The following is a 23958-nucleotide window of genomic DNA, read 5'->3' on the forward strand; positions in this document are numbered from 1 at the left end:
GGCGTCAGCCGGGGTCTTGGTAGCGCGCCACCGAGAAGGCGAAAAGCAGCGGGATGTCGAGGGTGAAGACGACCAGCGAGGCGAGCATCGCCCCGAGCATCGCCCCCCGGGTGTGGTCGAAGATGAAGATGAAGGCCAGCAGTGCGCCGATGCAGCCGTAGGCCAGGAACGTCCAGCCGAAGACGCGCCGGAACACGGTCCAGGCGAAGGGCCGGATCCGGCTCACGATGGCGGCGTTGACGACAAGGAGCACCCCCCCGATGGCGATGAGGGTGGCGGCCGGCCCCCCTGGCGCGGGGCGGGGCAGATGAGCGGCGAGGTAGATCCCGGCGGCGATCACGAAGGCCAGGGTGGCCAGGGCCAGCCCGGCCACGGGGGGCATGGCGCGCTCGGCGCCCGGCACAGCCTGCGTCATGGTGGCGTCGGTGGCGTTCATGTCGTAGCCAGCCTGGTCATGATCATCAAGGTTGCCACCTGGAGGGCGCCGGTGATCCCGGCGGTGTAGATGAAGCGGCGCATCAGCCGCCCGATGCGCTCGCCGTTGGGGATCGGCTTCTTCAGCTCGAAGAGCACGGCCAGGTTGGCCGGCTCGAGGAGCCCCAGGGCGATGATGGCCATCACTCCGACGACGATCATCGAGGCCACCACCCAGCCGTGGTGGGTATGGCTGCTCAAGATGAAGCCCTCGTGCCGGGCGAGCTGCCATCCGGCGGCCAGGGTGACGATCACCAGCGTCGGCATGAGCAGGAGCATCTTCGGCATGAACCGGGCGGAGAACTCGACCCGCGCCGGGATCGATAGCCGCCCGAGGATGGGGCCGACGATGAACCCGACGAAGAGGTCGATGCCGGTCCACAGCCCGCCGCCCACGACGTGGAAGAAGTCGAGCGCCCACAGCCGGTTCGAGGCGATGGCTACGACCAGCGCCGCCAGGACCACGGCCACCGCCGGGATGGCGCGCAGCGGGACGATCTGGAAGTCCGGCCTCGGCGCCGCGCCCGCTCCGGGCGCGGCCCCTGCCGGCGCCTCCACGGTGACGTCGGCCATCTGGTACCCCCCTTCGACGTGCTCCTCGGCGAATTCGGGCTCACACTACGCCTCGGCGCCGCTCCCGGGCAGGCAAGTGCCGGCCCCCGACCGGGAGACGGCATGACGCTGTCGAAGCGACCGACGACGCGCCGGGGGACCCTCACACGAGCAGTCGCCCCCGGGTTCGAGAGAGGCTCATCTGCTGGTCGGTTGGTGGACAAGGAACTGGGGCCCTCACCAGGCGTGATGTTGTGTTTCTGACAACAGCGGAGGGAGGGGGATTCGAACCCCCGGACCGTTGCCGGTCAAGGCTTTTCAAGAGCCTCGCATTCGTCCGCTCTGCCATCCCTCCCGGGGTCGCACGATACCGCCGCTTCAGGACGGGCGGATCTGCGACCGCAGTGACCGGACCCAGTCGTCGGCGTCGCGCCATGCGGCGTCGGCGCGGGCGCGCACCGCGGGGCCATGCTCACCGGCGGCGGGGTAGGAGCCCAGGAACTTCACGCCCGCGAGCTCCGCGTGCAGGACGCGCAGGCAGTCGGCCACGACCTCGTCGGCGACATGCCCTTCGAGGTCGATCAGAAAACAGTAGTCGCCGAGCCCGCGTTTGGTGGGTCGCGACTCGAGCTTCGTCAGGTTGATGCCGCGCGCCGCGAACTCGCTCAGGATCGCGTGCAGGCTCCCGGGTCGGTCCTCGCGCTGGAAGCACACGATGCTCGTCTTGTCGTGACCGGTCGGCGCGGGCAGTCCCTTCGACGCCAGCGCCACGAAGCGCGTCTGATTGTCCGGGTGGTCCTCGACCGCGGCCACGAGGACGTCGAGCCCGTAGAGGTGCGCGGCCAGCTTCGGTGTGAGAGCGGCGGTGTCGCTTCGGCGTTCCTGCCCGACGATGCGCGCCGCCTCGGCCGTGGAATTCGTCGGCACGACTTCGGCATCGGGGAGCCGCCCTGCGAGGAACCGGCGACACTGTGCCGTCGCATGGGGGAACGACAGGACCCGCGTGATGGCCCCGAGGTCCGTCCCCGCCGGTCCCGCCAGGTTGATGTGCACGTCGAGGACGACCTCGCGCTGGATGAGCAGGTCGGCCCCGAAGACCAGGCTGTCCACGGTGATGGGCACGGAGCCCTCGATGGAATTCTCGATCGGGACGAAGGCGAGCGAGGCACGGCCGCTCCCGACGGCGTCGACCGCTTCGGCCAGGGTGGCGGCCGGGACCACCGACGCCGTGGCGTAGTCGGGCTGGGTGAACAACGCCTCCTCGGTGAAGGTCCCGGCGGGGCCCAGGAAGACGATGACCTCCTCGCTCGTGGCCTCGCCGGTCGCAGGTGCATCCATGTGCGGCAGGATAGTGGGCACCCATGGACGAGCCCGCCCTGCGCCAATTGCTCGACGACGTCCGCTCCGGCGCCGTCGCGCCCGACGATGCCGTGGCGCGCCTGCGCCGCCTTCCCTTCGTGGACCTCGGCTTCGCCCGCGTCGATCACCACCGGGCGCTGCGCCAACGCGCCTGCGAGGCGGTCTACGGACCGGGGAAGACACCGGAGCAGTGCGCTCGGATCGTGGCCGAGCTGCTGGCCGAGCCCGCCGACAGCCCGGTGCTGCTCACCCGCGCCGACCCCGCGCAGGTGGCGGCCGCGCTCGAGGCCTCGCCCGGCGGGGAGGTGACGACGCCCGGGACGCTCGCCACGGTGTGCTGGCGCCCGGCGCCTCGTCGCACCGGGCGGGTGATGGTCATCACCGCCGGCACCGCCGACCTCCCCGTGGCCGAGGAGTGCACCGCCGTCCTGCGGGCGTTCGGGTTCGCCCCCGCCCTGGTGACCGACTGCGGGGTGGCAGGGGTGCACCGGGTCCTGGCGTCGGTCGACGAGCTGGCCGATGCCGATGCCGTGGTGGTGGTGGCCGGCATGGAAGGGGCACTCGCCAGCCTGGTGGCCGGCATCACCGGCGCGCCGGTCGTGGCCGTGCCCGTCTCCACGGGGTACGGGGCCGCGCTCGAGGGCGTCACCGCCCTGCTCGCCATGCACGCGTCGTGCGCCGCCGGCCTGACGGTCGTCGGCATCGACAACGGTTTCGGTGCGGCGTGCGCCGTGGCCCGGATGCTCCCGTGACCCTGCCGACCCCGGCGTCTTCTCCGTCGTCGTCCTTGCTGCCATGGGCGCCCGACGAGGAGGGGCCACAGCCGCGCACGCTGGCGTGGTTCCACTGCTTCGCCGGCATCGCCGGCGACATGGCGCTCGGGAGCCTTCTCGACGCCGGCGCCGATCTCAGCGAGGTGCTCACGCTCCTGCGCCGCATGCCCGTGGGGGGGTGGAGCCTGCGGGCCGAGCCCGTGCTCCGGGCAGGCATCGCGGCGACGCGTGCCGTGGTGGAGGTCACCGACGACGTCGTCGTGCGGACGCACGCGCACATCGTGGGGCTCGTCGAGGAGGCGCGCCTGCCGCCTCGGGTCGCCCGTCGCGCCCTCGTCACGTTCGCGGCACTGGCCGATGTCGAGGGACGCCTCCACCGGCGGCCGCCGGGGCAGGTGCACTTCCACGAGGTCGGCTCGCACGACGCCATCGTCGACGTGGTCGGCACGGCCGCCGCGCTCGAGGTCCTCGGGGTCGACGAGGTGGCGGCCTCACCCGTGGCGACGGGCCTGGGGACGGTCAGGAGTGCGCACGGCTTGCTCCCCAACCCCTCGCCGGCGGTGGTCCGGCTGCTCCGGGGCATTCCCACCTGGGGCCGTGACCTCCCGGTGGAGCTCACGACGCCGACGGGCGCCGCCATCGTGGCTGCGCTGGCCGGGCAATTCGGGCCGCTGCCTCCGATGCGCATCGCCGCCACGGGCTTCGGCGCGGGGGCCCACGAGCTCGACGGCCTCCCCAACTGCACCCAGGTGGTCGTGGGTACGGCGGTGGCCCGTCCCCCTGCTCAGGGCCAACCCGTCGTGCTGCTCGAGGCCAACCTCGACGACGCCACCGGGGAGGTCCTGGCGCATGCCGTCGAGGCGATCATGACGGCGGGAGCGCACGACGCGTGGATCACGCCCGTGCTGATGAAGAAGGGCCGGCCGGGGCACACCGTCAGCGCCCTCGCAGACCCTGCCCTCGCCGACGCCGTGCGGGCCGTGCTGCAGGAGGAGACGGGCACCCTCGGCGTCCGCGGCGCGGTCCTCGAGCGTTGGCCCGTCACCCGGGAGACGGCCAGCGTCGAGATCGACGGTGTGCGCGTCGGCGTGAAGGTCAGCCCCGGCCGGGTGAAAGCCGAGCAACGAGACGCCGCCCGGGCCGCCGCCGCGAGCGGCCGGCCCCTGCGCGACGTGCTCTTCCGGGCGGAGGCCACCTGGCGGTCCCGCGCAGACGATCCCCAGGGTGGTCACGACGGGTCGCCGCCGGGGCCCGTTCCGACCGTGCCGCCCGAGCGCCCCGCACCCGCCTAGTAGCCCTTGGTCGGTCCGGGTGAGCGGTCCCCGGCCCGGGCGCCGGCGGACGCCGGTACCGTGGGTTGCGATGGACGGATCCGTGCCTCGCGATCAGCAGGAGCCTCCCGACGATCCCGAGGCGTGGACCCACGAGCAGTGGATCACCTGGCTCGAGGCGACCGACGATCCCGACGAGGGCGCGGCCCGCCGCGGTGCCGGTGGGCGGCGCTGGCGTGACCGGCGCCCGGCCGGCGTTCTCGGGGCCGCCATGCTCGGCCTGCGCGACGCCATCTACGGCCGGCCCGACGACGAGGTCGTGATCGTGGCCGACGCCGGCGGTGACCCACCCGGCGACGACCTGCACGAGGTCCACCTCGACCTCGAGCACCCCGAGCGGTCCGAGGTGGTGGTACGCCGCCGCCGGCCGCCCGAAGCGGGGGAGGGGGCGTCGCATGTGGGCGACGAGGTGCAGCGGTAGCCGCCGACGAAGGTCGAGCGGCGTCGGTGCGTCGACCGCCAGGGTGAATTTCCTCGATGTCCTCCGGGCCCATCCCCTCCATTCGGTCGATCCCCCCGCCGTCGTAGGGGCGACCCCGGCGACGTCGCGCGCCGGCCGCGTGGGCCGCGTCCCGCAAGCGACGGCCTAGCCTGCGGGGCGATGGTGGCGTGGGTGGGGACCTCGGGTTGGCAGTATGCGCACTGGCGAGGCGGCTTCTATCCCTCCGGCGTTCCCCAGGCACGGTGGCTCGAGTACTACGCGGCCCGGTTCCGGACCGTCGAGGTGAACTCCGCCTTCTACCGACTGCCCGAGGCGTCCACCGTCGAGAACTGGGGGCACAGGACCCCCGACGACTTCGTGCTGGCGATGAAGGCGAGCCGCTACCTGACCCATGTCCGCAGGCTCCGCGAGCCCGCCGGCCCGGTGTCGCTGCTCCTCGACCGGGCCCGGCACCTCGGCGCCAAGCTCGGTCCGGTCCTCGTCCAGCTACCCGCCACCTTCCAGGTCGACGCCGCCGCCCTCCGGGACACGTTGGCCCAGTTCCCGACGGACGTGCGCGTCGCCTTCGAACCCCGGCACGACTCCTGGTACACCGACGAGGTGGCGGACGTCCTGTCCACGAGCGGCGCCGCGCTCTGTTGGAGTGACGCACCCGGGAGGCGTTCCCCGCAGTGGCGCACCGCCGACTGGGGATACGTCCGCTTCCACCAGGGCCGCGCCCACCCGGCGCCGTGCTATGGCCGGGCCGCGTTGCATTCGTGGGCGGAGCGGATCGCCGGCGTGTTCGAGCCGTCCGAGGATGTGTTCGCCTACTTCAACAACGACGGCTGCGGGTGTGCACTGCGCGACGCCCGTCGATTCGCGCTCGCCGCCGGCAAGGTCGGGCTCCGCCCCACGCGTGTCCCCACGGCGCGCGACGTGCAGGGGTGCGGGACGGAGGGATGGTCGACACGCTGACGCGCGTCGCCACCGGCTGCGTAGACGGCCGCGCCGCTCGGCCGCACGCTATCCGGAGTGCCCCGCCGTCCACTGCAGCAGCTGCGCCTCCGGCCAGGTGTTCACGATGCGGTCGGGCGGGACGTCGGCGTCCGCCGCCTTGCGGCAACCGTTGCCGAGCCATTCGAGCTGCCCCGGGGCGTGCGCGTCGGTGTCGATCGACACCAGACATCCCGCCGCCACCGCCAGGCGGAGCAGGGGGTCGGGAGGGTCGAGGCGCTCCGGCCGTGCGTTGATCTCGACCGCGGTGCCGGTCCGGGCGCACGCCTCGAACACCGCGGCGTGGTCGAACTGCGACTCCGGCCGGCCCCGGCCCACGACGATGCGGCCGGTGCAGTGCCCCAGGATGTCGGTGTGGGGGCTCTCGATGGCCGCAACCATGCGCCGGGTCATCTGGGCGCCGTCCATCTTCAGCTTCGAGTGCACGCTGGCCACGACGACGTCGAGCCGGGCCAGGAGCTCGGGGTCCTGGTCGAGCGATCCGTCCTCGAGGATGTCGACCTCGATCCCGGTGAGGACGCGGAACGGGGCCAGGTGGGCGTTGACGGCCTCGACCACCTCGAGCTGGCGCAGGAGCCGCTCGGCGTCGAGCCCGTGGGCGACCGTCAGGCGCGGGCTGTGGTCCGTGAGCACCATGTACTCGTGGCCGAGCGCGGCGGCGGCCTCCGCCATCTCGGGGATGGGGCTTCCCCCGTCGGACCAGTCGGAGTGGCTGTGGCAGTCGCCGCGCAGGAGGCTGCGCAGCACGGCGGCCTGGCCGTCGAGGACGGGTCGGGGCTCGTCCTCCAGCTGGCGGAGGTAGGACGGCACGTCGCCGGCGACGGCCTCGCTGATCACCCGGGCCGTGGTGTCACCCACTGCGGGCAGGTCGGTGAGGCGACGCACGCCGGCCAGCTGCGCCAGGCGGGCCGGATCGGTCTCGTCGACGGTGGCGGCCGCATGCCGGAAAGCCCTGACCTTGTAGGACTCGGCACGGTCGGCCTCGAGCAGATAGGCGATCCGGCGCAGCGCGGCGGCAGGGTCCACGCTGCAGAGGCTATCGAGCGCCCGACCGGTCGGGCGCCGGGCAGAGACCCTCCACGGGGCCGATCCGTGCCACCATCGACCCATGGCAGCCGGGCCCCCCACCATCGCCCTCGAGGTGGACGGGCACACCGTCAAGGTCTCCAACCCGGACAAGGTGTTCTTCTCGGCTCGGGGCGAGACGAAGCTGGACCTCGTCCGGTACTACTTCGCCGTCGGGCCCGGTGCCCTGCGCGGCGTGTACGAGCGCCCGACCGTCCTGAAGCGCTACCCCGACGGCGCCGAGGGGCCGTTCTTCTACCAGAAGCGTGTGCCTGCGTCCCGGCCGCCGTGGTTGGAGACGGTCACGGTGAGCTTCCCGAGCGGGCGCCACGCCGAGGAGCTGTGCCCGACGGGCGTGGCGCACATCCTGTGGGCCGTGAACCTCGGGTGCCTCGACCTCAACCCCTGGCCCGTGCGGCGCGCCGACGTCGACCATCCCGACGAGCTGCGTGTCGACCTCGACCCGCAGCCCGACGTCCCGTTCGAGGCGGTTCGACAGGTGGCACTCGAGGCCCGCGCCGTGCTCGAGGAGCACGGCCTCGTGGGTTTTCCCAAGACATCGGGGTCGCGCGGCATCCACGTCAACGTCCCCATCGAGCCGCGCTGGACGTTCACGGAGGTCCGGCGCGCCGCGCTGGCCCTGGCGCGCGAGCTCGAGCGCCGCATGCCGGGCGTCGCCACCTCGGCGTGGTGGAAGGAAGAGCGGGGGCGGCGGGTGTTCGTCGACTACAACCAGAACGCCCGGGACCGGACGGTGGCGTCGGCGTACTCCGTCCGCGCCAACCCCGAGGGCCGGGTGTCGTGCCCCGTCGAATGGGACGAGGTCGCCGACGTCGACCCCGGCGACCTCACCATCGCCACGGTGCCGGCGCGCTTCGGGACCGTCGGCGACCCCGCGGCCGCCATCGACGAGCGGCGCGGCGACCTGGGCCTGCTGCTCGAGCTGTCGCACCGCGACGAGGCCGGGGGGCTCGGTGACGCCCCCTGGCCACCGCACTTCGCCAAGCAGCGCGGGGAGCCGCATCGGGCGGCGCCGAGTCGCTCGCGTCGCCCGGGGGGCTGAGGACCCAAGCCATTGCCCGGGACGGGGTCACGCCCGGGTCCGGGTCAGGCCCGGGCCGGGGTCACGCCCGGAACACGGCGTCGAGCTCTTCGGGCACCGCCGTGTCGAGCTGCGCGTAGGTGCACGACTCCGGCCGCCGGTCGGGCCGCCAGCGTCGGAACGTGGTGGCGTGCCGGAAGCGGTCGCCCTGCAGGTGGTCGTAGGCCACCTCGCACACGAGCACCGGGTCGAGCGGCTCCCAGCGCAGGTCCTTGGTGGCGTTCCAGCGTGACGGCGCGCCCGGCTTTCGTCCGGCGGCGGCTCGGTCCTCGAGCTGGGCCCAGCCCGCCCACGGGTGGCCGTCCAACGACGCCGGTCGGTAGGGGGCCAGCTCGTCGACGAGCTCTCGCCGCCGGGCCACCGTGAAGGAGGCCGATACGCCCACGTGGTGAAGGACACCGTCGTCGTCGTACAGGCCGAGCAGCAGCGAGCCGACGATCCCGCCGGCCTTGTGCCAACGGAACCCGGCCACGACGCAGTCGGCCGTGCGCTCGTGCTTCACCTTCACCATGACGCGTTCGCCTTCGCGGTACGGGAGGTCCGGGCGCTTCGCCACGACGCCGTCGAGCCCGGCTCCCTCGAAGCGCGAGAACCAGTCGGCGGCGACCGCGGGGTCTGTGGTGGCCGGGGTGAGGTGCACCGGGGCCTCGGCGGCCCCCAGGGCTTGTTCGAGCAGGGCGCGTCGCTCACGGAACGGCTCACCCCGCAGGTCGCGGTCATCGAGCGCCAGGAGATCGAAGCCCACGAACGACGCCGGCGTCGAGGACGCCAGCAGAGCAACACGTGACGCCGCCGGGTGGATCCGCTGGAGCAGCGCGTCGAAGTCGAGGCCGGCCGAGCCCGCGATCACGATCTCGCCGTCGACGACGGCACGCGCCGGGAACGACCGGCGGATCGGCGCGACGAGCTCCGGGAAGTACCGGGTGAGCGGCCGCTCGTTGCGACTGCCCAGCTCCACGTCGTCACCGTCCCGGAAGACGACACACCGGAAGCCGTCCCACTTCGGCTCGTACGTCATGCCCTCGCCGGTGGGGAGCTGCCGTGCCAGCTTGGCGAGCATGGGGGCGACGGGTGGCATCACGGGCAGATTCATGTCCACACGCTGCCATGCTCGGCATGCCGCCGCCCGACGGGGTCGGGCCGGGGCGCATGAGCGCCGGGGCGCCCACAAGGTGCGATCCTGGTGCCGGAGGATTCCTCATGGTGAACCCGATGTTCGTTCACGACCAGCGCATGACGGAGCTGGTCTTCGCCTACTGCCGTGAGCGGCTTGCTCTCGATCCCGTTCCGCTGGACTTCGGCGGGGACCAGGAGTCCTTCGACGCCGTGCTGTCCGGGCTGCTCGGGGAGTCCGGGAACGATCCGGCCGAGGTGCTCCGGCTGTTCGCCGAGCACCTGGCGACGGCCGTGATCTCGTGCGACAGCCCACGCTTCTTGTCGTTCATCCCCGCCGCTCCGACCAAGGCCGCGCTGCTCTTCGACATGATCGTGTCGTGCTCGTCGCTCCAGGGCACGTCGTGGCTCGAGGCCGCCGGTGCCGTGGCCGCCGAGAACGAGGTGCTGCGGTTCCTGGCGGCGCTGGCCGGGATGCCGCCGGGAGCGGGGGGCTGCTTCGTGTCGGGCGGCTCGATCGCCAACCTGTCGGCCCTGGTCGTCGCCCGGGACACGGCCGCCATGCGCCTGGGTCGTACCCCGGTGCGCCCTCACATCGCCGTGAGCGAGGAAACCCATGCGTCGGTCGGCAACGCGCTGCGCATCCTGGGCGTGGAGGCCATGGTCGTCCCGTCGGCCGACCACCGGCTCACGGGCGCCGCCTTGCGCGAGGCGCTGGCCGCTCGCGACGGTGCTGCCGGCGCAACGGACGCCGGGGACGTGATCGGGGTGGTGGCCACGGCCGGCACCACCAACGCGGGGATCATCGACGACCTGGCGGGCGTCGCGGCTGTGGCGCGCGAGCAGTCGTTGTGGTTCCACGTCGACGCTGCCTACGGCGGAGCGGGTCTCTTCGCGCCCGTCGTCCGCGACCGGTACGCGGGCATCGAGCACGCCGACTCCGTCGTCATCGACCCGCACAAGTGGTTGTACGCGCCCTTCGACTGCGCTGCACTCGTCTATCGCGAGCCCCGGCTGGCGAAGGCGGTGCACGCCCAGGAGGCGTCGTACCTCGACGTCATCCACGACAAGGACCACGAGGTCTGGAACCCGAGCGACTATGCGGTGCACCTCACGCGCCGGGCGCGCGGGCTCCCGCTGTGGTTCTCGCTCGCCGTGCACGGTGCGGGGGCTTACCGCGATGCCATCGAGACGGTGCTCGACACCGCCTGGCGTAGCGCCGAGCTCATCCGCCGGTCACCGCATCTCGAGCTCGTCAGGGACCCCGAGCTGTCGATCGTGCTGTTCCGCCGCACCGGTTGGACGAGCGCGGACTACCACGAGTGGTCGGTACGCCTCCTCGACCGTCAGATCGGGTTCGTGACGCCGACGTCATGGGACGGCGAGCCCGCCGCCCGCCTGGCGTTCCTCCACCCTGGCACGACCGTCGAGATGATCGAGGAGATCATCGCCACGACGGCGTGATCCTGCGCCGGGCCCGCGCCGGTCCCCGTCGGTCAGCCGGGAGGTCGGCGCCCGTCGAGCAACGGCCCTTCGGCCCGGCGCGCCGCGCCGCCGGCGCCGCCGCCGCGTCGCCGCCATGCCATCCCCGACAGGCACTCCAGGACCACGCGGTTGGCCAGGTACGCCGTGACCTCGGCATGGTCGTAGGGCGGGGACACCTCCACGACGTCGACGCCGGCCACGGGGAGCTCGACGCAGGCGCGGCGCACGGCGTCGAGAAGCTGGCGGCTGGTGAGCCCGCCCGGCTCGGGGGTCCCCGTGCCCGGGGCGGTGCCGGGATCGACGACGTCGATGTCGACCGAGAGGAACACGGCGTCGCAGTCGTCGGTGGCGATGGCGAATGCCTCGGTGAGGCAGGTGTCGAGGCCGCGGGCGACGATCTCCGTCATCTCGTAGCACCGCATCCCCTTGCCGGCCATCCAGGCAAGGGTCTCGGGGTCGGGCCAGTAGCCGCGCAGGCCGATCTGCAGGAAACGATCGCCGCGGGCGGCGCCCGACTCGATCAGGCGGCGCATGGGCGTGCCGTGCCCGTAGAGCGAGCCGAACTGCAGGTCGGCGGTGTCTGCATGGGCGTCGAAGTGCACCACCGACACGCGCCCCCACCCGACATGCCGCGCCACGCCGGTGATATCGGGAAGCGCGATGGTGTGGTCGCCACCCAGGACGACGGGCACGGCACCGCTCCCGGCGACCACCGCCACCGCCTGCTCGAGCCGTTCCAGCGCGGCCTCGATCTCACCCGGCAGCATCTCCACGTCACCGACGTCGACCACACGCAGCTCGACGAGCGGGTCGACGCCCAGTGCCAGGTGCGGCCGGCTGCCGTCCTGGGGGAGGTAGTCGGTGAGGCGGATGGCCTGCGGACCGAAGCGACACCCCGGCCGATACGAGGTGCCGCCGTCGAACGGCGCGCCGATGATCACCGCGCCCGCGTCGGCGTAGCTGGCCGGCTCCCCGAGGTCGGCGGCGGGGACGCCCGCGAACGTGGCGTCGGGCCCGTACATGTTCCCGGTTCTCACGTGGACATTCTTCCCGTGCTGCGGCGGCCAGTCGCGTTTGGTGAAGTTGCGCCGCTGCTAACGTCTCGCCCGGTGCGCCGGGAAGCATGGTCGGCACTGTCCAACTCGTCGATAGGAGCGACCGTGAACCGGCTGGTTACCGCTCGGAGATCCCCGGTGATCTGGCGCTGCGCCGGCTGCGGGGCCCTCGTGCACCCCGCCAGCGAGGCCGCACCCGTCGCCTGGTGCGCCCGGTGTCAGCGCCACAGCCCGGCCGTGCCCGACGGCGGCCGGTAGGCGCTCCTACTCGAGCGCCTTGCGGTAGACGTTCGTCACCCGCTGCTCGAAGCCCAGCCGGACATACAGGCGGTTGGCCGCCTCACGGGAGGGCCGCGACGTCAGGTCCACGGTGCGCGACCCGGCCGCGGCCGCCCTGTCCAGGGCGTCGAGGACGAGGGCCGCGCCCACGCCCCGGCCACGGGTGTCCGTCGACACCACCACGTCCTCGATCCAGGCCCGGGGGCCGGTCGGCGCGCTGAACACCACCAGCGTCAACGATCCCAGGATCATGCCGGTCTCGTCGCGCGCCACCAGCAGCACCGTGGCGGGGGAGTCCACGATCTCCCGGACGGCCGCCTCGGTGAGCACCGGCGCGGAGCTGGACAGCTCGGGCACGAGGGCGCGCAGCGCGGTCACGACCGCCGGCGTGACGGCGGTGACCTCTTCGACGACGACCGGCCCGGCAGGCTCCTCCGTCTGGTCGGCGCTCACGGACTGGGCAGTGTAGCCATCCGCCACGCTGGTGCTCTCCTGCCAGGTCGACGGTCAGGCCCGGCTGTCGTCGTGCGGGCCGTCTGCGGACGGTCCCGTCGGCTCATCGGCGGCCTCGTCCCGGAAGTGATGGGAGACGACCTCGTGGAAGCTCCGTCCGTCTGGCCCCGCCGGGTTCGTATGGATGACCGCCTCGGCCAGGCGGGGCACCTGGTGCAGGAGCCGGTGGTGCGCCTCCTGCGCGATGGTGTGCGCGTCGACCAGGCTCAGCACGGGGTCCGACGCGATCTGGATCTCGGCTCGCAGCTCGTGGCCGACCCAGCGGATGCGCACGCCGCCCACGGCCTCGACCCCGGGCACGGCCCTGAGCACCTCCTCCACCTGGTCGACGAGCTCGGGGTCGACGCTGTCCATGAGCCGGCGGTACACGGTGCGGACTGCGCCCGACAGCACGATGGCGACAGCCGCCGTGATGACGAGCCCGGCGATGGGGTCCGCACGCGCCGCCCCGGCGGCGGAGGCGCCCGCACCCACCACCACGGCCAGGGACGTGAACCCGTCGGAGCGGGCGTGCAGACCGTCGGCGACCAGGGCGGCCGAGCCGATCCGGCGGCCGACGCGCACCCGGTACACCGCGACGAGCTCGTTGCCCGCGACGCCCGCCGCTCCCGCCAGCATGACCCAGCCCGCCCCCGTGACGCGATGGGGGTGCAGGAGACGGGTGATGGCCTCGTACGCCGCCACGACGGTGGACGCCGCGATCATCGCCACGATCACCAGGCCGGCCAGGTCCTCGGCCCGTCCGAACCCGTAGGTGTAGCGCCGCGTCGGAGGGCGCCGTCCCATGCGGAAGGCCAGTGCGAGCGGGAGGGCGGTGAGGGCGTCGGCGAAGTTGTGGATCGTGTCGGCGAGCAGCGCCACGGAGTGGCTGGCCAAGGCGACGACCAGCTCCACGGCGGCGGTGACGGCCAACGCCGCCAGGGAGACGAACACGGCCCGTGTCCCTGCCGCCGTGGACTCGAGCACCCGGTCGGACGTGTGCGCGCTGTGGTCGTGGGGGACCACCAGCGACACCAGAAAGCCGCGCAGTCCCCCCTGGTGGCCGTGGTCGCCGCCGTGGTCGCCGTCGTGGCCGTGGTCGCCGCCGTGGTCGCCGTCGTGGTCGTGTGCAGCGCCGTGGTCGCCGTCGTGGTCGTGTGCAGCGCCGGGGCCGTCCTCGCGCCCAAGGCGGAGCCGTGTCTGGCGCCGCACGCCACCTCCTCGCCGGACGGGGTCGTGTCCAGCCTAAGGTGCGGCCGTGCCCGAGACGCTGACACGACAGCCCGCCGGCGGCCCCGACCCCGCCGGCCGCCGCCCCAACATCCTCCTCGTGGTCTCCGACCAGGAGCGACAGCGCAGCTGGCTCCCGGGCTCCGTGCGCCTGCCCTGGCGGGAGCGGTTGATCGCCGAAGGCCTCGAGTTCACCCGGTATTTCACGCACTCCTCCCCGTGCTCACCGAGCCGCGCGAGCCTCTTCACCGGCCGGTATCTGCCGGGGCACGGCGTGGTCGACAACGTGATCATGCCGGAGCACGTGGAACTCGACCCCGCCGTGCCGACCCTCGGCTCTCTCCTGCGCGGCGCCGGCTATCGGTCCTCCTACATCGGCAAGTGGCACCTGTCGCAGTCCGCGCAGCCCGACATGGAGGCATACGGCTTCGCCGACTGGGACGGCAACGACCGCCACTTCATGGGGTGGGCAGGGACCGGCGTCCATTTCGACCCGGTGATCGCGTCCAACGCCGCCCACTGGCTGCGTGCGAACGCCGCACCGACAGACGGGGCGGACGCCCCACCCTGGTTCCTGACCGTCGCGCTGGTCAATCCGCACGATGTCATGTGGTTCCCCGTCGACCAGCCCGGCTACGAAGAGCGGCATCCGGAGGAGGTGGCCTCGATCCGCGGCGTGCTCGAGAGCGCGGCGTGGAAGGAAGACGACCCGCTGCCCGTCTACCGCAAGGACTACGACGAGGTGCTCGAGTCCCTCCCCGCCAACTTCCACGACGACCTCCACACCAAGCCCGAGGCGCACCGTCAGTGGCGCTGGGACCAGCAGCACGGCCTGTGGGGCTACATCGACCCCTCCGACACCAAAGCGTGGCTGCGCCACCTCGACTACTACGTCGAGCTGCAGCGACTCGCAGACGAAAGCCTCGGGACGGTGCTGGGCGCCCTCGAGGAGAGCGGCGCCTGGGACGACACCATCGTGATCTTCACCTCCGACCACGGCGACATGTGCGGGTCGCACGGCCTTCGCTCCAAGGGGCCCTTCGTGTACGACGAGATCATGCGGGTACCGCTGTACGTCCGCGCCCCGGGTCTCACGCGGGCCGGGTCCACGACGGAGGCCCTCGCCACCCACGTCGACCTGGCCTCCACCATTTGCGCGCTCGCCGGGGTCGGTCCCGGGGTGGCCGAGGGTCCGGCTGGGCTGCAGGGCGCGGACCTCTCACCGGTCCTTGCGGACCCGACGTCGTCGGTGCGTGACCACGTGTTGTTCGCCCAGGACTCCGCCCAGACCCGCAATCTCAATGCCGTGCGCTACGCGCTGCGCGGCTTCTTCGACGGCCGGACCAAGTACGCGCGGTACTACGGGGTGGGCGGGGGCAAGCCCTCCACCGGGCTGTGGGGCAAAGACCCGGGCCGGAAGCTCTTCGACGTCGACTGCGACTTCGACGACCAGGATCACGAGTGGTACGACCACGACACCGACCCGCTCGAGCTGGTGAACCTCGCTCACGACCGGGCCCGGCGCGTCGAGCTGCGCGAGATGTTCGACCGCCTCCGGGAGTACGAGGGGCGGGAGATGACTCCCGGTCCCTGACCATCGCCGGGCGGGCCCGACACGTGGGCTGCCCGGTTGGACCGCGTCGTCGGCTCGACGCGCGGGGCGGGTCGGTGGGTGGGTCGGTCGGTCGTGGCGGATCGGTGGGAGCCGCTCAGCGTCGGCCCGGCAGCCGCACCTCGGGCACGGGCTGGAAGCGGCGCTGTGCTTCGGCCGCCAGCCGTGGTGACAGCCGGCGGCCCTTTGTCAGAAACCCGATGGCCGTCCTCGCCCGCCCGCCGGCCAGGCTCCAGTCGGCCAAGGCACGCTCGGCCCGGAACCGCACCGCAGCGCCACGTACGCCGTCGGCGTCCACGGTCCCGATGAACGTCCGGTTCTCCTGGCCCGTGAAGACCTCGGGGTGCGCGTGCATGGTCAGGCACGCGGGCCCGGCCGTGACGGCCGGCGCGCCGGGTCCGAGGTGGAGACGGAAGCCGTCGTCGAGCAGCTCCGAGCGGGCCACGGGCAGGCACGCCGGGAAGCCGTTGTCGTCGACCACCGTGAGGTCGCGCATGGGCAGCCGCCCCACCGCCCCTTCGGCCACGGTGCGCCACGACGCCGGGGGGGCGAGCCAGGCGCTGGGCTGCGCGCCGCCCGGCGCCGGGTCGGACAGGGGCGCCGCCGTGGCCTCGGGCGCCTCCCAGGTGCGCGCCGGCTCCTCCAGGGCGCGCGACGGCCACCAGCGGATGTGCACGGGTGTGACCTCGACCCAGATGCGTGCGTAGTACCACGCCAGTCGCCTGAGCACGAAGCGCGGCTGGCCCTTCGTCGCGGCGGGGATCTTCTCCATGCTCACGCGCACGTAGCGGTCGGTGTTGGCCTGGAGGTCGGCGTCGCGGACGGTGGCCAGCCCCTGCACCAGTACGACGGGGGGATCGACGAGCCCCGACCCGACGGGGTCCGCGAACAGGAGGCACACGCGCGGGTCGCGGCGCGCCCGCTCCGCCTTCGCAGGGTACGTGAGCCCCGTCGACACGTCGAGGGTCCTGCGCTCGCCTCCCATGTAGGGAGTGGTGGGCATGGTGACGGGTTTGCCGGCCCGCGTCAGGCTGGCGAACTCAGCGGTTACCGAGCGGGCGAACACCTCGAGCAGTTCGTCGGGCCAGACCGCGGGGTTGGCCGCCCAGGGTCCGGTCGGAGGATCGCTCTGGTCCATGCGCCGCGACCCTACCGTCGGGGGCCGGCTGGCCGGGGGGGGGGCCTCGGCCGCGGCGCTGTCAGACCGCGGCGACGAACATCTGCTGGCAGATGGCCGGCCCCAGAGCCACGGTCGTACCCCCGACGTCGAGGGTGAGGGTGCCGTCGGGCGCCCGATCGCGCACGCGCGCCGAACGCCCCGGTATGAGGCCGTGCTCGTCGAGGAATTCCAGCGAGGCCATGTCCAGCTCGACCTCCTCGGTGATCCGCTCGACCATGACCGTCTCGCCGGGCTCGACGTCCGCCAGGCTCACCTGGGCGCCGGCCTTCGCAGCGGGGCGACGGGCACCGGGGATGGGATTGCCGTGCGGGCACGTGCTCGGGTTGCCCAGCAGCTCGACCAAGCGGTCCTCGACCTCGTCGGAGATGACGTGCTCCCAGCGGCCCGCCTCCAGGTGGGCCTTGTGCCACGGCAGCCCGATGACGTCGACGAGCAGGCGCTCGGCCAGGCGGTGCTTGCGGATGACACTGTCGGCGAGCACCCGGCCCTGGGTCGTCAGCGCGATGGTCCGTCCCGACCGGTGGACGTAGCCGTCGGCGACGAGCCGGTCGAGCATCTCCGAGACCGACGGCGCCGACCGCCCGAGGCGCTCGGCGATGCGAGCCTGGATGACGGGCGTGCCCTCCTCGGTGAGGGACTGGATGGTCTCGAGGTACTCCTCGACCGGTGGGTGGAAGCCGTCGGTCACGTGCCGGAGCCTATCGGCGGTTCCCGGCGTCCCCGACACGGCTTCGGCGGCGAGACCGCCCTCGGTGTTGTCACATTTCTTAGGTTAGCCTAACCTAAGAATCTCGGGCCCCTGCGGCCCCGACCAGCCGGAGCCCTACGTCGATGTCCCCACTCAACACGATCCTCCTCGGTGCCGTGGCCGGGGTGACGATCGTCTGTGGCATGCCCATCGGCCGGATGCGAGAGCCCCGGCTCGGGCTTCGATCCTTCCTCAACGCCCTCGCCGTCGGCGTGCTCGTGTTCATCCTCTACGACGTCCTCCAGCACAGCCTGGAGCCGATCTCCACTGCCATCTCGCCGTCGAGCGGGTCCCACCACCGAGACCTGGCGAAGGCCGCCGGCCTGGCCGCCCTGCTCGCCGCCGGCCTGACCGTGGGGATGCTCGGCCTGGTGGGCTTCGACCGCTGGCTGGCGAGGCGCGGCACGGTGGACGGTCCCGGCGCCGCCACCGCCGACCGGATCGCCTCAGGCAGGGTCTCACGTCCGCGTTCGCACCAGCTCGCCCTCTTCATCGCCACCGGCATCGGCCTGCACAACTTCGCCGAGGGCTTGGCCATCGGCCAGTCGGCGGCCAGGGGCGCCATCGGCTTCGCCGTCGTGCTGGTGGTCGGCTTCGCGTTGCACAATGCCACCGAGGGCTTCGGCATCGTGGCTCCCATGGCCGGCGAGACCGAGCGGCCCTCATGGGGTTTCCTCATGGTGGCCGCGCTGATCGGCGGGGGACCCACCGTCGTCGGCACCGCCATCGGTCGGAGCTTCGCCAACACGGCCCTGTCGGTGGCGTTCCTGGCCCTGGCGGCAGGGTCGATCCTGTACGTGGTCGTGCAGCTCGTCAGCTTGGCGGCTCGCCGCCCCGGGCACCGCGAGATGCTCCTGATCGGTATCCTGGTGGGCCTGCTGCTGGGTGTGATCACCGACCTCATCGTCACCGCGGGGGGCGCGTGAGCACGATACCGTCGTGACCGGCGCCTGATCCCCGCGGCGCCCATTTCCCCCCATGCCCCCGACGAACGAACCCAGCGACCCTTCGCCCCGGCCCACGCGGCCGAGGCGGTCGTCACGGGTGGTCGCCCGCCGTCGACGTACCGTCGTCGCGGTCCTGGCGGCCGTCGTGGTCACCGTCGTCGTCGTGGTCGTGAGCGGTGGGTCGGGCAGGAAGCCCGTCGTCGCCCCGAGTCGACCCGCTACCCACCGCACCCACACGTCCCGTGTCGTCCCGGCCGTCGAGGCCGGCCTCCTTCCGTGGTCGCTCGGCAGTGCGCTGTCCCGGGAGGTCGTCCTGCCCGGCCCCGGGCAATCGCTCACCGTCCTGGGCGGGTTGTCGCCCGCGAACAGCTCGCTCGACCGGGTGTTCTCGCTCGACACCACGTCAGGACAGGTGGCCGACCTCGGAACGTTGCCGGCGGGCGTGCACGACGCGGCGGGGGCCCGACTGGGGTCCACGGACCTCCTCTTCGGTGGCGGCAGCCCGCAGACCGTGGCGGGCACCGTGGCTCTCACCGCGCCGGTGGGCGCCGGCACCGTGACCGCATCCGTCGCCGGCCGGCTCCCGCAGCCTCGGTCGGACGCGGCTGCGGTCACGATCGGGTCGACGGCGTACGTCGTCGGTGGGTACGACGGGACCACCGCCGACCCGCAGGTCCTGTCGACCCGGGACGGCGTGCACTTCTCCACCGTGGCGACGTTGCCCGTGCCCGTCCGCTACCCCGCCGTCGCCGCGGTCGGCAACCGGATCTACGTCTTCGGTGGCGAGGCGGTCGGGGGTGCCCATGCCGGCACCCCGGTCGACTCGGTGCAGGTGGTGGACGTGTCGGCCCGGACGGCGAAGACCGGCGCGCCCCTGCCGACCCCCCTCATGGGAGCATCTGCCGCCGTCATCGGCGGCCAGGTGTACATCGCCGGCGGGGCGTCGGTGGCGGCGCCGCCCGGCGCGGCCGGACCGCCGGGCGGCGACGCCGTGTGGGCGTACGACCCGGGCACCGGGGCGACGCTCCGGGCCGGCACGCTGCGCCAGCCGGTCGCCTTCGGCGCCGTCCAGGTGGTGGGGAACCGGGCCTGGCTGATCGGGGGCGAGGACAACGGCACCCTCCTGGCCGCGGTCCAGATGTTCACGCCGAACGCGGCGTTCGGCGCCGCCGGCAAGCCGGGGGCCGGCTCGCCGTTCTTCGGGGACAAGCTGCTCGTCGCCGACCGGGGGAACGACCGGCTCCTCCTGCTCGACGACACCGACACCATCGTCTGGTCCTATCCGTCGGCGACGAAGCCGCCACCGCCGGGCGGCTTCTACTTCCCGGACGACGCCTTCTTCGTCAACCACGGCACCGAGATCGTCTCCAACCAGGAGGAGAACGAGACGATCGTGATCCTCGGCTATCCGTCCGGCTCGCTGCTCTGGAGCTACGGCCACCCGCACCAAACCGGATCGGCGCCGGGGTACCTGCACGAGCCCGACGACGCCTATGTGCTGAAGAACGGCGAGATCACGGTGGCCGACGCCCAGAACTGCCGGATCCTGTTCATCAACAAGGACGGCACCATCGCGAGGCAGATCGGCACGACGGGGGTGTGCACCCATGACCCTCCCACCAGCGTGGCCTCGCCCAACGGCGACACCCCGCTGGCGGACGGCAACGTGCTCGTGTCGGAGATCACCGGTTCGTGGGTCACCGAGTACACACCCCAGGGCGGTGTCGTGTGGAGCGTGCACGTGCCGCTCCACTACCCGTCGGATCCGCAGCAGCTGGGCCCCGACCTGTACCTGATCGCCGACTACGCCGACCCCGGGGCCATCGTGGAGTTCAACCGGGAGGGACAGATCCTCTACCGGTACCAGCCCACGTCGGGTCCCGGCGCCCTCAACCAGCCGTCGTTGGTCGAGATGCTGCCGAGTGGGGTGTTCTTGACGAACGACGACTACCGGAACCGGATGGTCGCCATCGACCCGACCACCCAGGCGCTGGTGTGGCAGTACGGCGTGACCGACACGGCGGGGACCGCGCCCGGGCTGCTGAACACCCCCGACGGGTTCGACCTCCTCCTCCCCGACGGCTCCACGCCGACGCACAAGGCGACCTCGTGACGTCGACCTCGTGACGTCGACCTCGTGACGTCGACCTCGTGACGGCGGGCCTGCCCGGGCCGCCCCGGGGGGTGTCAGGCGGCGCGACGAGGAGTGGGGTCGCACACCCGGCGTAGCTGGCGGTCGAGCTCGACGACCGAGCGGGCAGCCCGGTCGACCTCGAGGTGTGCGTTGTTGGTGGCCCCGGTGCCGCTCAATTGACGGGCCGCCTCGAACAGGTTCCGCAGCCGCATGCGCATCGCCGCCTCCTTGCCACAGGTTCGTCCTCTTCTCCTCGCACGGTACGGCGGGCGCGTTGCCGCACCGTCACGGCTGTGTGAACGCCACGGGAAATGTCGATGATCGGTGCGCGCATCCCGGAAGGGTGCCCGGGCCGGGGTGTCGCTGAACGGTCGTCCAGAGTTCGCCGGAAGGGCCCCGTCCCGTCGCGCCCCGTTCATGTCGGGCGCGTACGGTGACACGGGTGGACGCCGGCCGATGGGCCGTGGGCGGCGGCCGGGAAAGGCACGCGCGGAGCGCTCCCGCGCTCCCTCCCCCTCGGGGCGGGAGCGCTCTCCTCCCGGGCCCGGTCGCCGCCGACGGCCTCCGGCGGAAGGCCCCGGTCCTGTCGAGGTCACGCCGGTACCGGCATCCGACCGGCCGCGGCCCGCGGACCGGTCGCGTCTCAGCGATGCTCGGAGTGGGGCCCTCCCCCGTTGGTCGAGGGGTGGGCCCCTGCGTCGGTGCGGCCCGGGGTGGCATCGGGTGGCCAGGGCGGGGGAGCGGTCGCCGGCCGGGTCGGGGCCGTGTCGGGGCCGTGGGTCGTCGGAGCGAGCCCGGCGGGCCGCGCCGTCGGTGGCGCGCCCGGACTACGGGGGGCGGAGGTGGCGGGCCCGGTCCCGGTCGCCGGGCCCGGCCGGATGCCCGCGGTGGTGGCCGCCGGCCCGGGCCACCGGTACAGCGCGCCGCGTTCGAGGCGGCGCTGCTGCATCAGGTTCATGAGCTTGCGCCATTCGGGCCCGCGCAGCTCGTGGAGGAGGCCGGGCACCTTGCGGGCGAGCCGGTTCGACTCGTGGCGGTAGCGCTCGGCCACGCCGCCCATGACGAACACCGTCGTGGGGGACAGCCCGGAGCCCTCGGCCGTGGCCAGCTCGTGCAGCCGGGCCGCGGCCACCCTGGCGTCCTGCATCAGGCCCAGGGCGTCCTGGAGCCGGACGACGTGGCGCACGTATTTCGCGGTGTGGCCGTCGTAGATCCCCGACACGAACTCCAGCGCGTAGCGCAGGCGCTTGCCGCGGATCCGAGTGCGGTGGTAGTCGACGGGGTCGCCGCTGCGGCGCGCCCGGCGGGCCGCCTTGGCGGCGGCGCGGTGAAGGCCGTCGACGAGGTCGGGGACGATCGCGACCGCGGGGGCGCGTGCCGCCGCGGAGCGTCGGGACGGACCCTGGCGCAGCATGGTGGTGAACCCGGCGACCAACCGCTCGTAGCGGGCGGAGTCGAGGCATGCCAGCAGGTTGTCCCGGGCGTCGGCGCGCTCGCGGCCCAGCAGGGTCGCCAGGTCGGCGAGCGCCCCGCGGTCCTCGTCGGGGACCTCGTCGAGCCAGTCGTCCAGCCGCTCGAGCTGGACGTCGAGGTCACGCACCGCGCCGAGGACGTCCGCCAGCCATCCGAGCTCCATCCGCACGTGGCGGGCCCGGACCGGCAGGGCATCGGAGAAGAGCGACAGGGCGGCCCGCATCCTGCGGGTGGCCACGCGCATGTCGTGCAGCTCCTCGGCGTCCTCGCCGAGGCGGGTGCCGGCCTCGTGGGCGAGCATGACCGAGAAGTTCTTCCGCAGCACGGCGAAGGCCACGTCGCCCACCGACGGGTCGGCACCGGGCACGGTCGGCCCCAGGTCGGGCGGGGGTGGCACGCGCAGGCCGGCCGCCAGCAGGCCGGCTTCGAACTTCGACAACGCGGCCGGCTGGAGCCCGCATTCGCGCCGCAGCGTCTCGACCATGGGCGTCAACGGCTCCACCCACGCCGGCTCGACCTCGACCTCGACCCGCTGCAGCCGAACCGGTTGGTGGTCGTTGCCCACGACGATGGTGGTGTCGTCGAGCGCCACTTCCGCCACCAATTCGTCGGCCACCCGCAGGTCGTAGGGCCGGCGGCGGGTGCGGACCTCGAGCACCGCCTGCAGCGGCCGCCTCCCGGCGAGGGCGCGCAGGCGCCATCCGACCGGCCCGTGCGTGCCCAAGGCGCCCACGCCGTCGGCGGGTAGGGGCTCGGTCACCTCGAGCCGGCGCCGCAGGCCGGCGTTCGCCTCGGCCATGCCCTTCAGCGTGACCTCGCCGTGGCCGCCCCGGTGGCGGACCCGCAGCACGAAGCCCGCCCGCCCGATCCGCCAGTCCGCGGTGTCCAGGTACGTGTCGACGAGGCGCTCCGCCGGACGCGCCGACGCGGTCACCGTCGACGGGACGATGTCCGACGCCCGGTCGGCGAACGGGCCGTGGGTGCGCTGCTCGGGGAGCCCGGCGAGCCAGCGTTCCACCGGCCGGAGGTCCAGCGCGTCGAGCTGCCACTCGATCTCGACGTCGGTCGGGGCCGTGCCGCGTGCCGCCACGGGCGGAGGCTAGCCGTTGCCATCGGCTCCGTCGCCGGGGCCTTCCGGCCAGCGACGATGTCCGAGGGTCCCCGATCGCCGGGCCCCGCGTGGGTAGGTTCGCGTCATGGGTCGGGTGGTCACGCGGGCGCTGGGGCGGGCGAAGGCGCGCCACGACCTGGTGCGCGCCGCCGGGGGGATCCTGCTGCGGGAGGTCCGTGCCGGCCGGTTCGAGGTCGCCGTCGTGCACCGGCCCGAGCGCGACGACTGGTCACTCCCCAAGGGGAAGCTCGACCCCGGGGAGTCCTACGAGGAGGCCGCCCTGCGCGAGGTCCTCGAGGAGACCGGCTACCGCTGCCGACTGGAGCGCTTCATCGGCTTCACCGAGTACCGCGACCGCCGGGACCGGCCCAAGGTCGTCGGGTACTGGATCATGGAGGTCCTCGAGGGGGAATTCGTCCCGTCGGACGAGGTCGACGAGTTGCGGTGGCTCGAGCTCGACATCGCTGTGCGTGCCCTCACCTACGGGCGCGACCGGGAGCTCCTGGCCTCGATCGACGCCGTCGCCCTGGCCCACTCGGGCTGACCAGGGGCACCAGGGACGCTCCGTGGGCCGGACTCCCCGGACTCCCCCGACTCCCGAGCCCGGACTGGGCTTGCCAATCGGAGGGGACCTCGTTAGGCTGACAAGGTCACGCAGGGCGAAGTTAATCTCACTTACCGCGCGGGGGTAGGCATGAGCGGGCGAACCGTCGCGGCGGCCGACGCGACAGTGGGCGGAGGGGCCCGCCAGGCGCGGGCTGCCCAGGCAGCACCGAGATCGGGGAGCCTGCACCGACGGGGCGCCGTGGCTGCGGCCGCGGCCGCCGTCCTGGCCGTGGTGGCCGTCGTCTTCGCCCTCCACGACGGGCCGTCGACGTCGACGCCGGTGCCCACGTCGGGGTCGGTCCCGTCCGGGAACGCGCCCGCCGGCCACCCCTGATCCCGCCCGACCCGGCGTGTCGTCGGCCGACGGGGAGCAGACGAAGACCGGCCGGCGGTCGCGGG

General features: G+C 73.1%; 23 protein-coding genes and 1 tRNA gene. 11 read left to right on the forward strand and 13 right to left on the reverse strand.

What is annotated here, in order from left to right; genetic code table 11:
* Positions 1 to 4: 4 nt before the first annotated feature.
* From VMV22_14430 to pheA, 4 genes are all read right to left on the reverse strand, one after another.
* Positions 5 to 436 carry a hypothetical protein gene (locus VMV22_14430; GenBank protein ID HUY23526.1) on the reverse strand — a complete coding sequence of 144 codons (432 nt, stop codon included), beginning with the start codon at positions 434 to 436 and terminating at the stop codon, positions 5 to 7.
* Positions 433 to 1047 (reverse strand): hypothetical protein, encoded by a 615-nt coding sequence (locus tag VMV22_14435; GenBank protein ID HUY23527.1) that lies wholly within the window; start codon positions 1045 to 1047, stop codon positions 433 to 435. Before VMV22_14435 ends, VMV22_14430 begins: the two co-directional genes overlap by 4 nt.
* Before the next feature lie 249 nt (positions 1048 to 1296).
* A tRNA-Ser gene (locus VMV22_14440) sits at positions 1297 to 1381 on the reverse strand.
* 23 nt (positions 1382 to 1404) lie between these two features.
* Positions 1405 to 2364, reverse strand: coding sequence for a prephenate dehydratase (gene pheA, locus VMV22_14445; GenBank protein ID HUY23528.1), 960 nt, complete (start codon positions 2362 to 2364; stop codon positions 1405 to 1407).
* A gap of 23 nt (positions 2365 to 2387) precedes the next feature.
* Between pheA and larB the strand changes: the two genes are divergently transcribed.
* From larB to VMV22_14465, 4 genes are all read left to right on the forward strand, one after another.
* Entirely contained in the window at positions 2388 to 3137 is a 750-nt protein-coding gene (gene larB, locus VMV22_14450) for a nickel pincer cofactor biosynthesis protein LarB (protein HUY23529.1), read from the forward strand.
* Positions 3134 to 4450, forward strand: coding sequence for a nickel pincer cofactor biosynthesis protein LarC (larC, locus tag VMV22_14455; protein HUY23530.1), 1317 nt, complete (start codon positions 3134 to 3136; stop codon positions 4448 to 4450). The genes larB and larC overlap by 4 nt, the downstream gene beginning before the upstream one ends.
* A 70-nt stretch (positions 4451 to 4520) precedes the next feature.
* Positions 4521 to 4910 carry a hypothetical protein gene (locus VMV22_14460; protein HUY23531.1) on the forward strand — a complete coding sequence of 130 codons (390 nt, stop codon included), beginning with the start codon at positions 4521 to 4523 and terminating at the stop codon, positions 4908 to 4910.
* A gap of 180 nt (positions 4911 to 5090) precedes the next feature.
* On the forward strand, positions 5091 to 5888 hold the full coding sequence (locus VMV22_14465) for a DUF72 domain-containing protein (GenBank protein ID HUY23532.1): 798 nt from the start codon (positions 5091 to 5093) through the stop codon (positions 5886 to 5888).
* Positions 5889 to 5936: 48 nt separating this feature from the next.
* Here the strand turns inward: VMV22_14465 and VMV22_14470 are convergent, their stop codons facing one another.
* Positions 5937 to 6953: a PHP domain-containing protein gene (locus VMV22_14470; protein HUY23533.1), complete on the reverse strand. Its 1017-nt coding sequence runs from the start codon at positions 6951 to 6953 to the stop codon at positions 5937 to 5939.
* Between the two features lie 82 nt (positions 6954 to 7035).
* On the opposite strand from VMV22_14470, the gene ligD reads away from it, so the two are divergent.
* Entirely contained in the window at positions 7036 to 8055 is a 1020-nt protein-coding gene (gene ligD / locus VMV22_14475) for a non-homologous end-joining DNA ligase (GenBank protein HUY23534.1), read from the forward strand.
* A 61-nt stretch (positions 8056 to 8116) separates the two neighbouring features.
* On the opposite strand, the gene VMV22_14480 is transcribed toward ligD, so the two are convergent.
* Positions 8117 to 9187 (reverse strand): ATP-dependent DNA ligase, encoded by a 1071-nt coding sequence (locus VMV22_14480; GenBank protein ID HUY23535.1) that lies wholly within the window; start codon positions 9185 to 9187, stop codon positions 8117 to 8119.
* A 23-nt stretch (positions 9188 to 9210) separates the two neighbouring features.
* Between VMV22_14480 and VMV22_14485 the strand changes: the two genes are divergently transcribed.
* A complete protein-coding gene (locus VMV22_14485; protein HUY23536.1) occupies positions 9211 to 10671 on the forward strand; it encodes a pyridoxal-dependent decarboxylase in 1461 nt (486 codons plus the stop codon).
* A 32-nt stretch (positions 10672 to 10703) separates the two neighbouring features.
* Here VMV22_14485 and speB read toward each other — a convergent pair whose 3' ends face one another.
* The 3 genes from speB to VMV22_14500 all read right to left on the reverse strand — a co-directional run bounded on the left by speB (position 10704) and on the right by VMV22_14500 (position 13730).
* Entirely contained in the window at positions 10704 to 11729 is a 1026-nt protein-coding gene (gene speB / locus VMV22_14490; GenBank protein HUY23537.1) for an agmatinase, read from the reverse strand.
* Between the two features lie 282 nt (positions 11730 to 12011).
* Positions 12012 to 12479, reverse strand: coding sequence for a GNAT family N-acetyltransferase (locus VMV22_14495; GenBank protein HUY23538.1), 468 nt, complete (start codon positions 12477 to 12479; stop codon positions 12012 to 12014).
* 54 nt (positions 12480 to 12533) lie between these two features.
* The gene (locus VMV22_14500; GenBank protein ID HUY23539.1) at positions 12534 to 13730 is read right to left on the reverse strand and encodes a cation diffusion facilitator family transporter; all 1197 of its coding nucleotides are present in this window, start codon (positions 13728 to 13730) and stop codon (positions 12534 to 12536) included.
* A gap of 46 nt (positions 13731 to 13776) precedes the next feature.
* On the opposite strand from VMV22_14500, the gene VMV22_14505 reads away from it, so the two are divergent.
* Positions 13777 to 15342, forward strand: a complete 1566-nt coding sequence (locus VMV22_14505; GenBank protein ID HUY23540.1) for a sulfatase-like hydrolase/transferase — start codon at positions 13777 to 13779, stop codon at positions 15340 to 15342.
* Positions 15343 to 15457: 115 nt separating this feature from the next.
* Here the strand turns inward: VMV22_14505 and VMV22_14510 are convergent, their stop codons facing one another.
* Together VMV22_14510 and VMV22_14515 are read right to left on the reverse strand one after the other, a co-directional pair.
* A complete protein-coding gene (locus VMV22_14510) occupies positions 15458 to 16498 on the reverse strand; it encodes a pyridoxamine 5'-phosphate oxidase family protein (protein ID HUY23541.1) in 1041 nt (346 codons plus the stop codon).
* A gap of 61 nt (positions 16499 to 16559) precedes the next feature.
* The gene (locus tag VMV22_14515) at positions 16560 to 17228 is read right to left on the reverse strand and encodes a metal-dependent transcriptional regulator (GenBank protein HUY23542.1); all 669 of its coding nucleotides are present in this window, start codon (positions 17226 to 17228) and stop codon (positions 16560 to 16562) included.
* A 143-nt stretch (positions 17229 to 17371) separates the two neighbouring features.
* Here VMV22_14515 and VMV22_14520 point away from each other — a divergent pair, with 143 nt between their 5' ends.
* Entirely contained in the window at positions 17372 to 18214 is an 843-nt protein-coding gene (locus tag VMV22_14520; GenBank protein HUY23543.1) for a hypothetical protein, read from the forward strand.
* Positions 18215 to 18332: 118 nt separating this feature from the next.
* Entirely contained in the window at positions 18333 to 20348 is a 2016-nt protein-coding gene (locus tag VMV22_14525; GenBank protein ID HUY23544.1) for a kelch repeat-containing protein, read from the forward strand.
* 74 nt (positions 20349 to 20422) lie between these two features.
* Here VMV22_14525 and VMV22_14530 read toward each other — a convergent pair whose 3' ends face one another.
* Complete coding sequence (locus VMV22_14530; protein HUY23545.1) at positions 20423 to 20587, reverse strand: hypothetical protein; 165 nt, start codon at positions 20585 to 20587, stop codon at positions 20423 to 20425.
* A 425-nt stretch (positions 20588 to 21012) separates the two neighbouring features.
* Positions 21013 to 22932, reverse strand: a complete 1920-nt coding sequence (locus tag VMV22_14535) for a CHAD domain-containing protein (protein ID HUY23546.1) — start codon at positions 22930 to 22932, stop codon at positions 21013 to 21015.
* 106 nt (positions 22933 to 23038) lie between these two features.
* Between VMV22_14535 and VMV22_14540 the strand changes: the two genes are divergently transcribed.
* Positions 23039 to 23497, forward strand: coding sequence for an NUDIX hydrolase (locus tag VMV22_14540; protein ID HUY23547.1), 459 nt, complete (start codon positions 23039 to 23041; stop codon positions 23495 to 23497).
* Between the two features lie 261 nt (positions 23498 to 23758).
* The gene (locus VMV22_14545) at positions 23759 to 23893 is read left to right on the forward strand and encodes a hypothetical protein (GenBank protein ID HUY23548.1); all 135 of its coding nucleotides are present in this window, start codon (positions 23759 to 23761) and stop codon (positions 23891 to 23893) included.
* Positions 23894 to 23958 lie beyond the last annotated feature (65 nt).

Source organism: Acidimicrobiales bacterium (assembly GCA_035531755.1).
Taxonomy (GTDB): Bacteria; Actinomycetota; Acidimicrobiia; order Acidimicrobiales; family UBA8190; genus DATKSK01.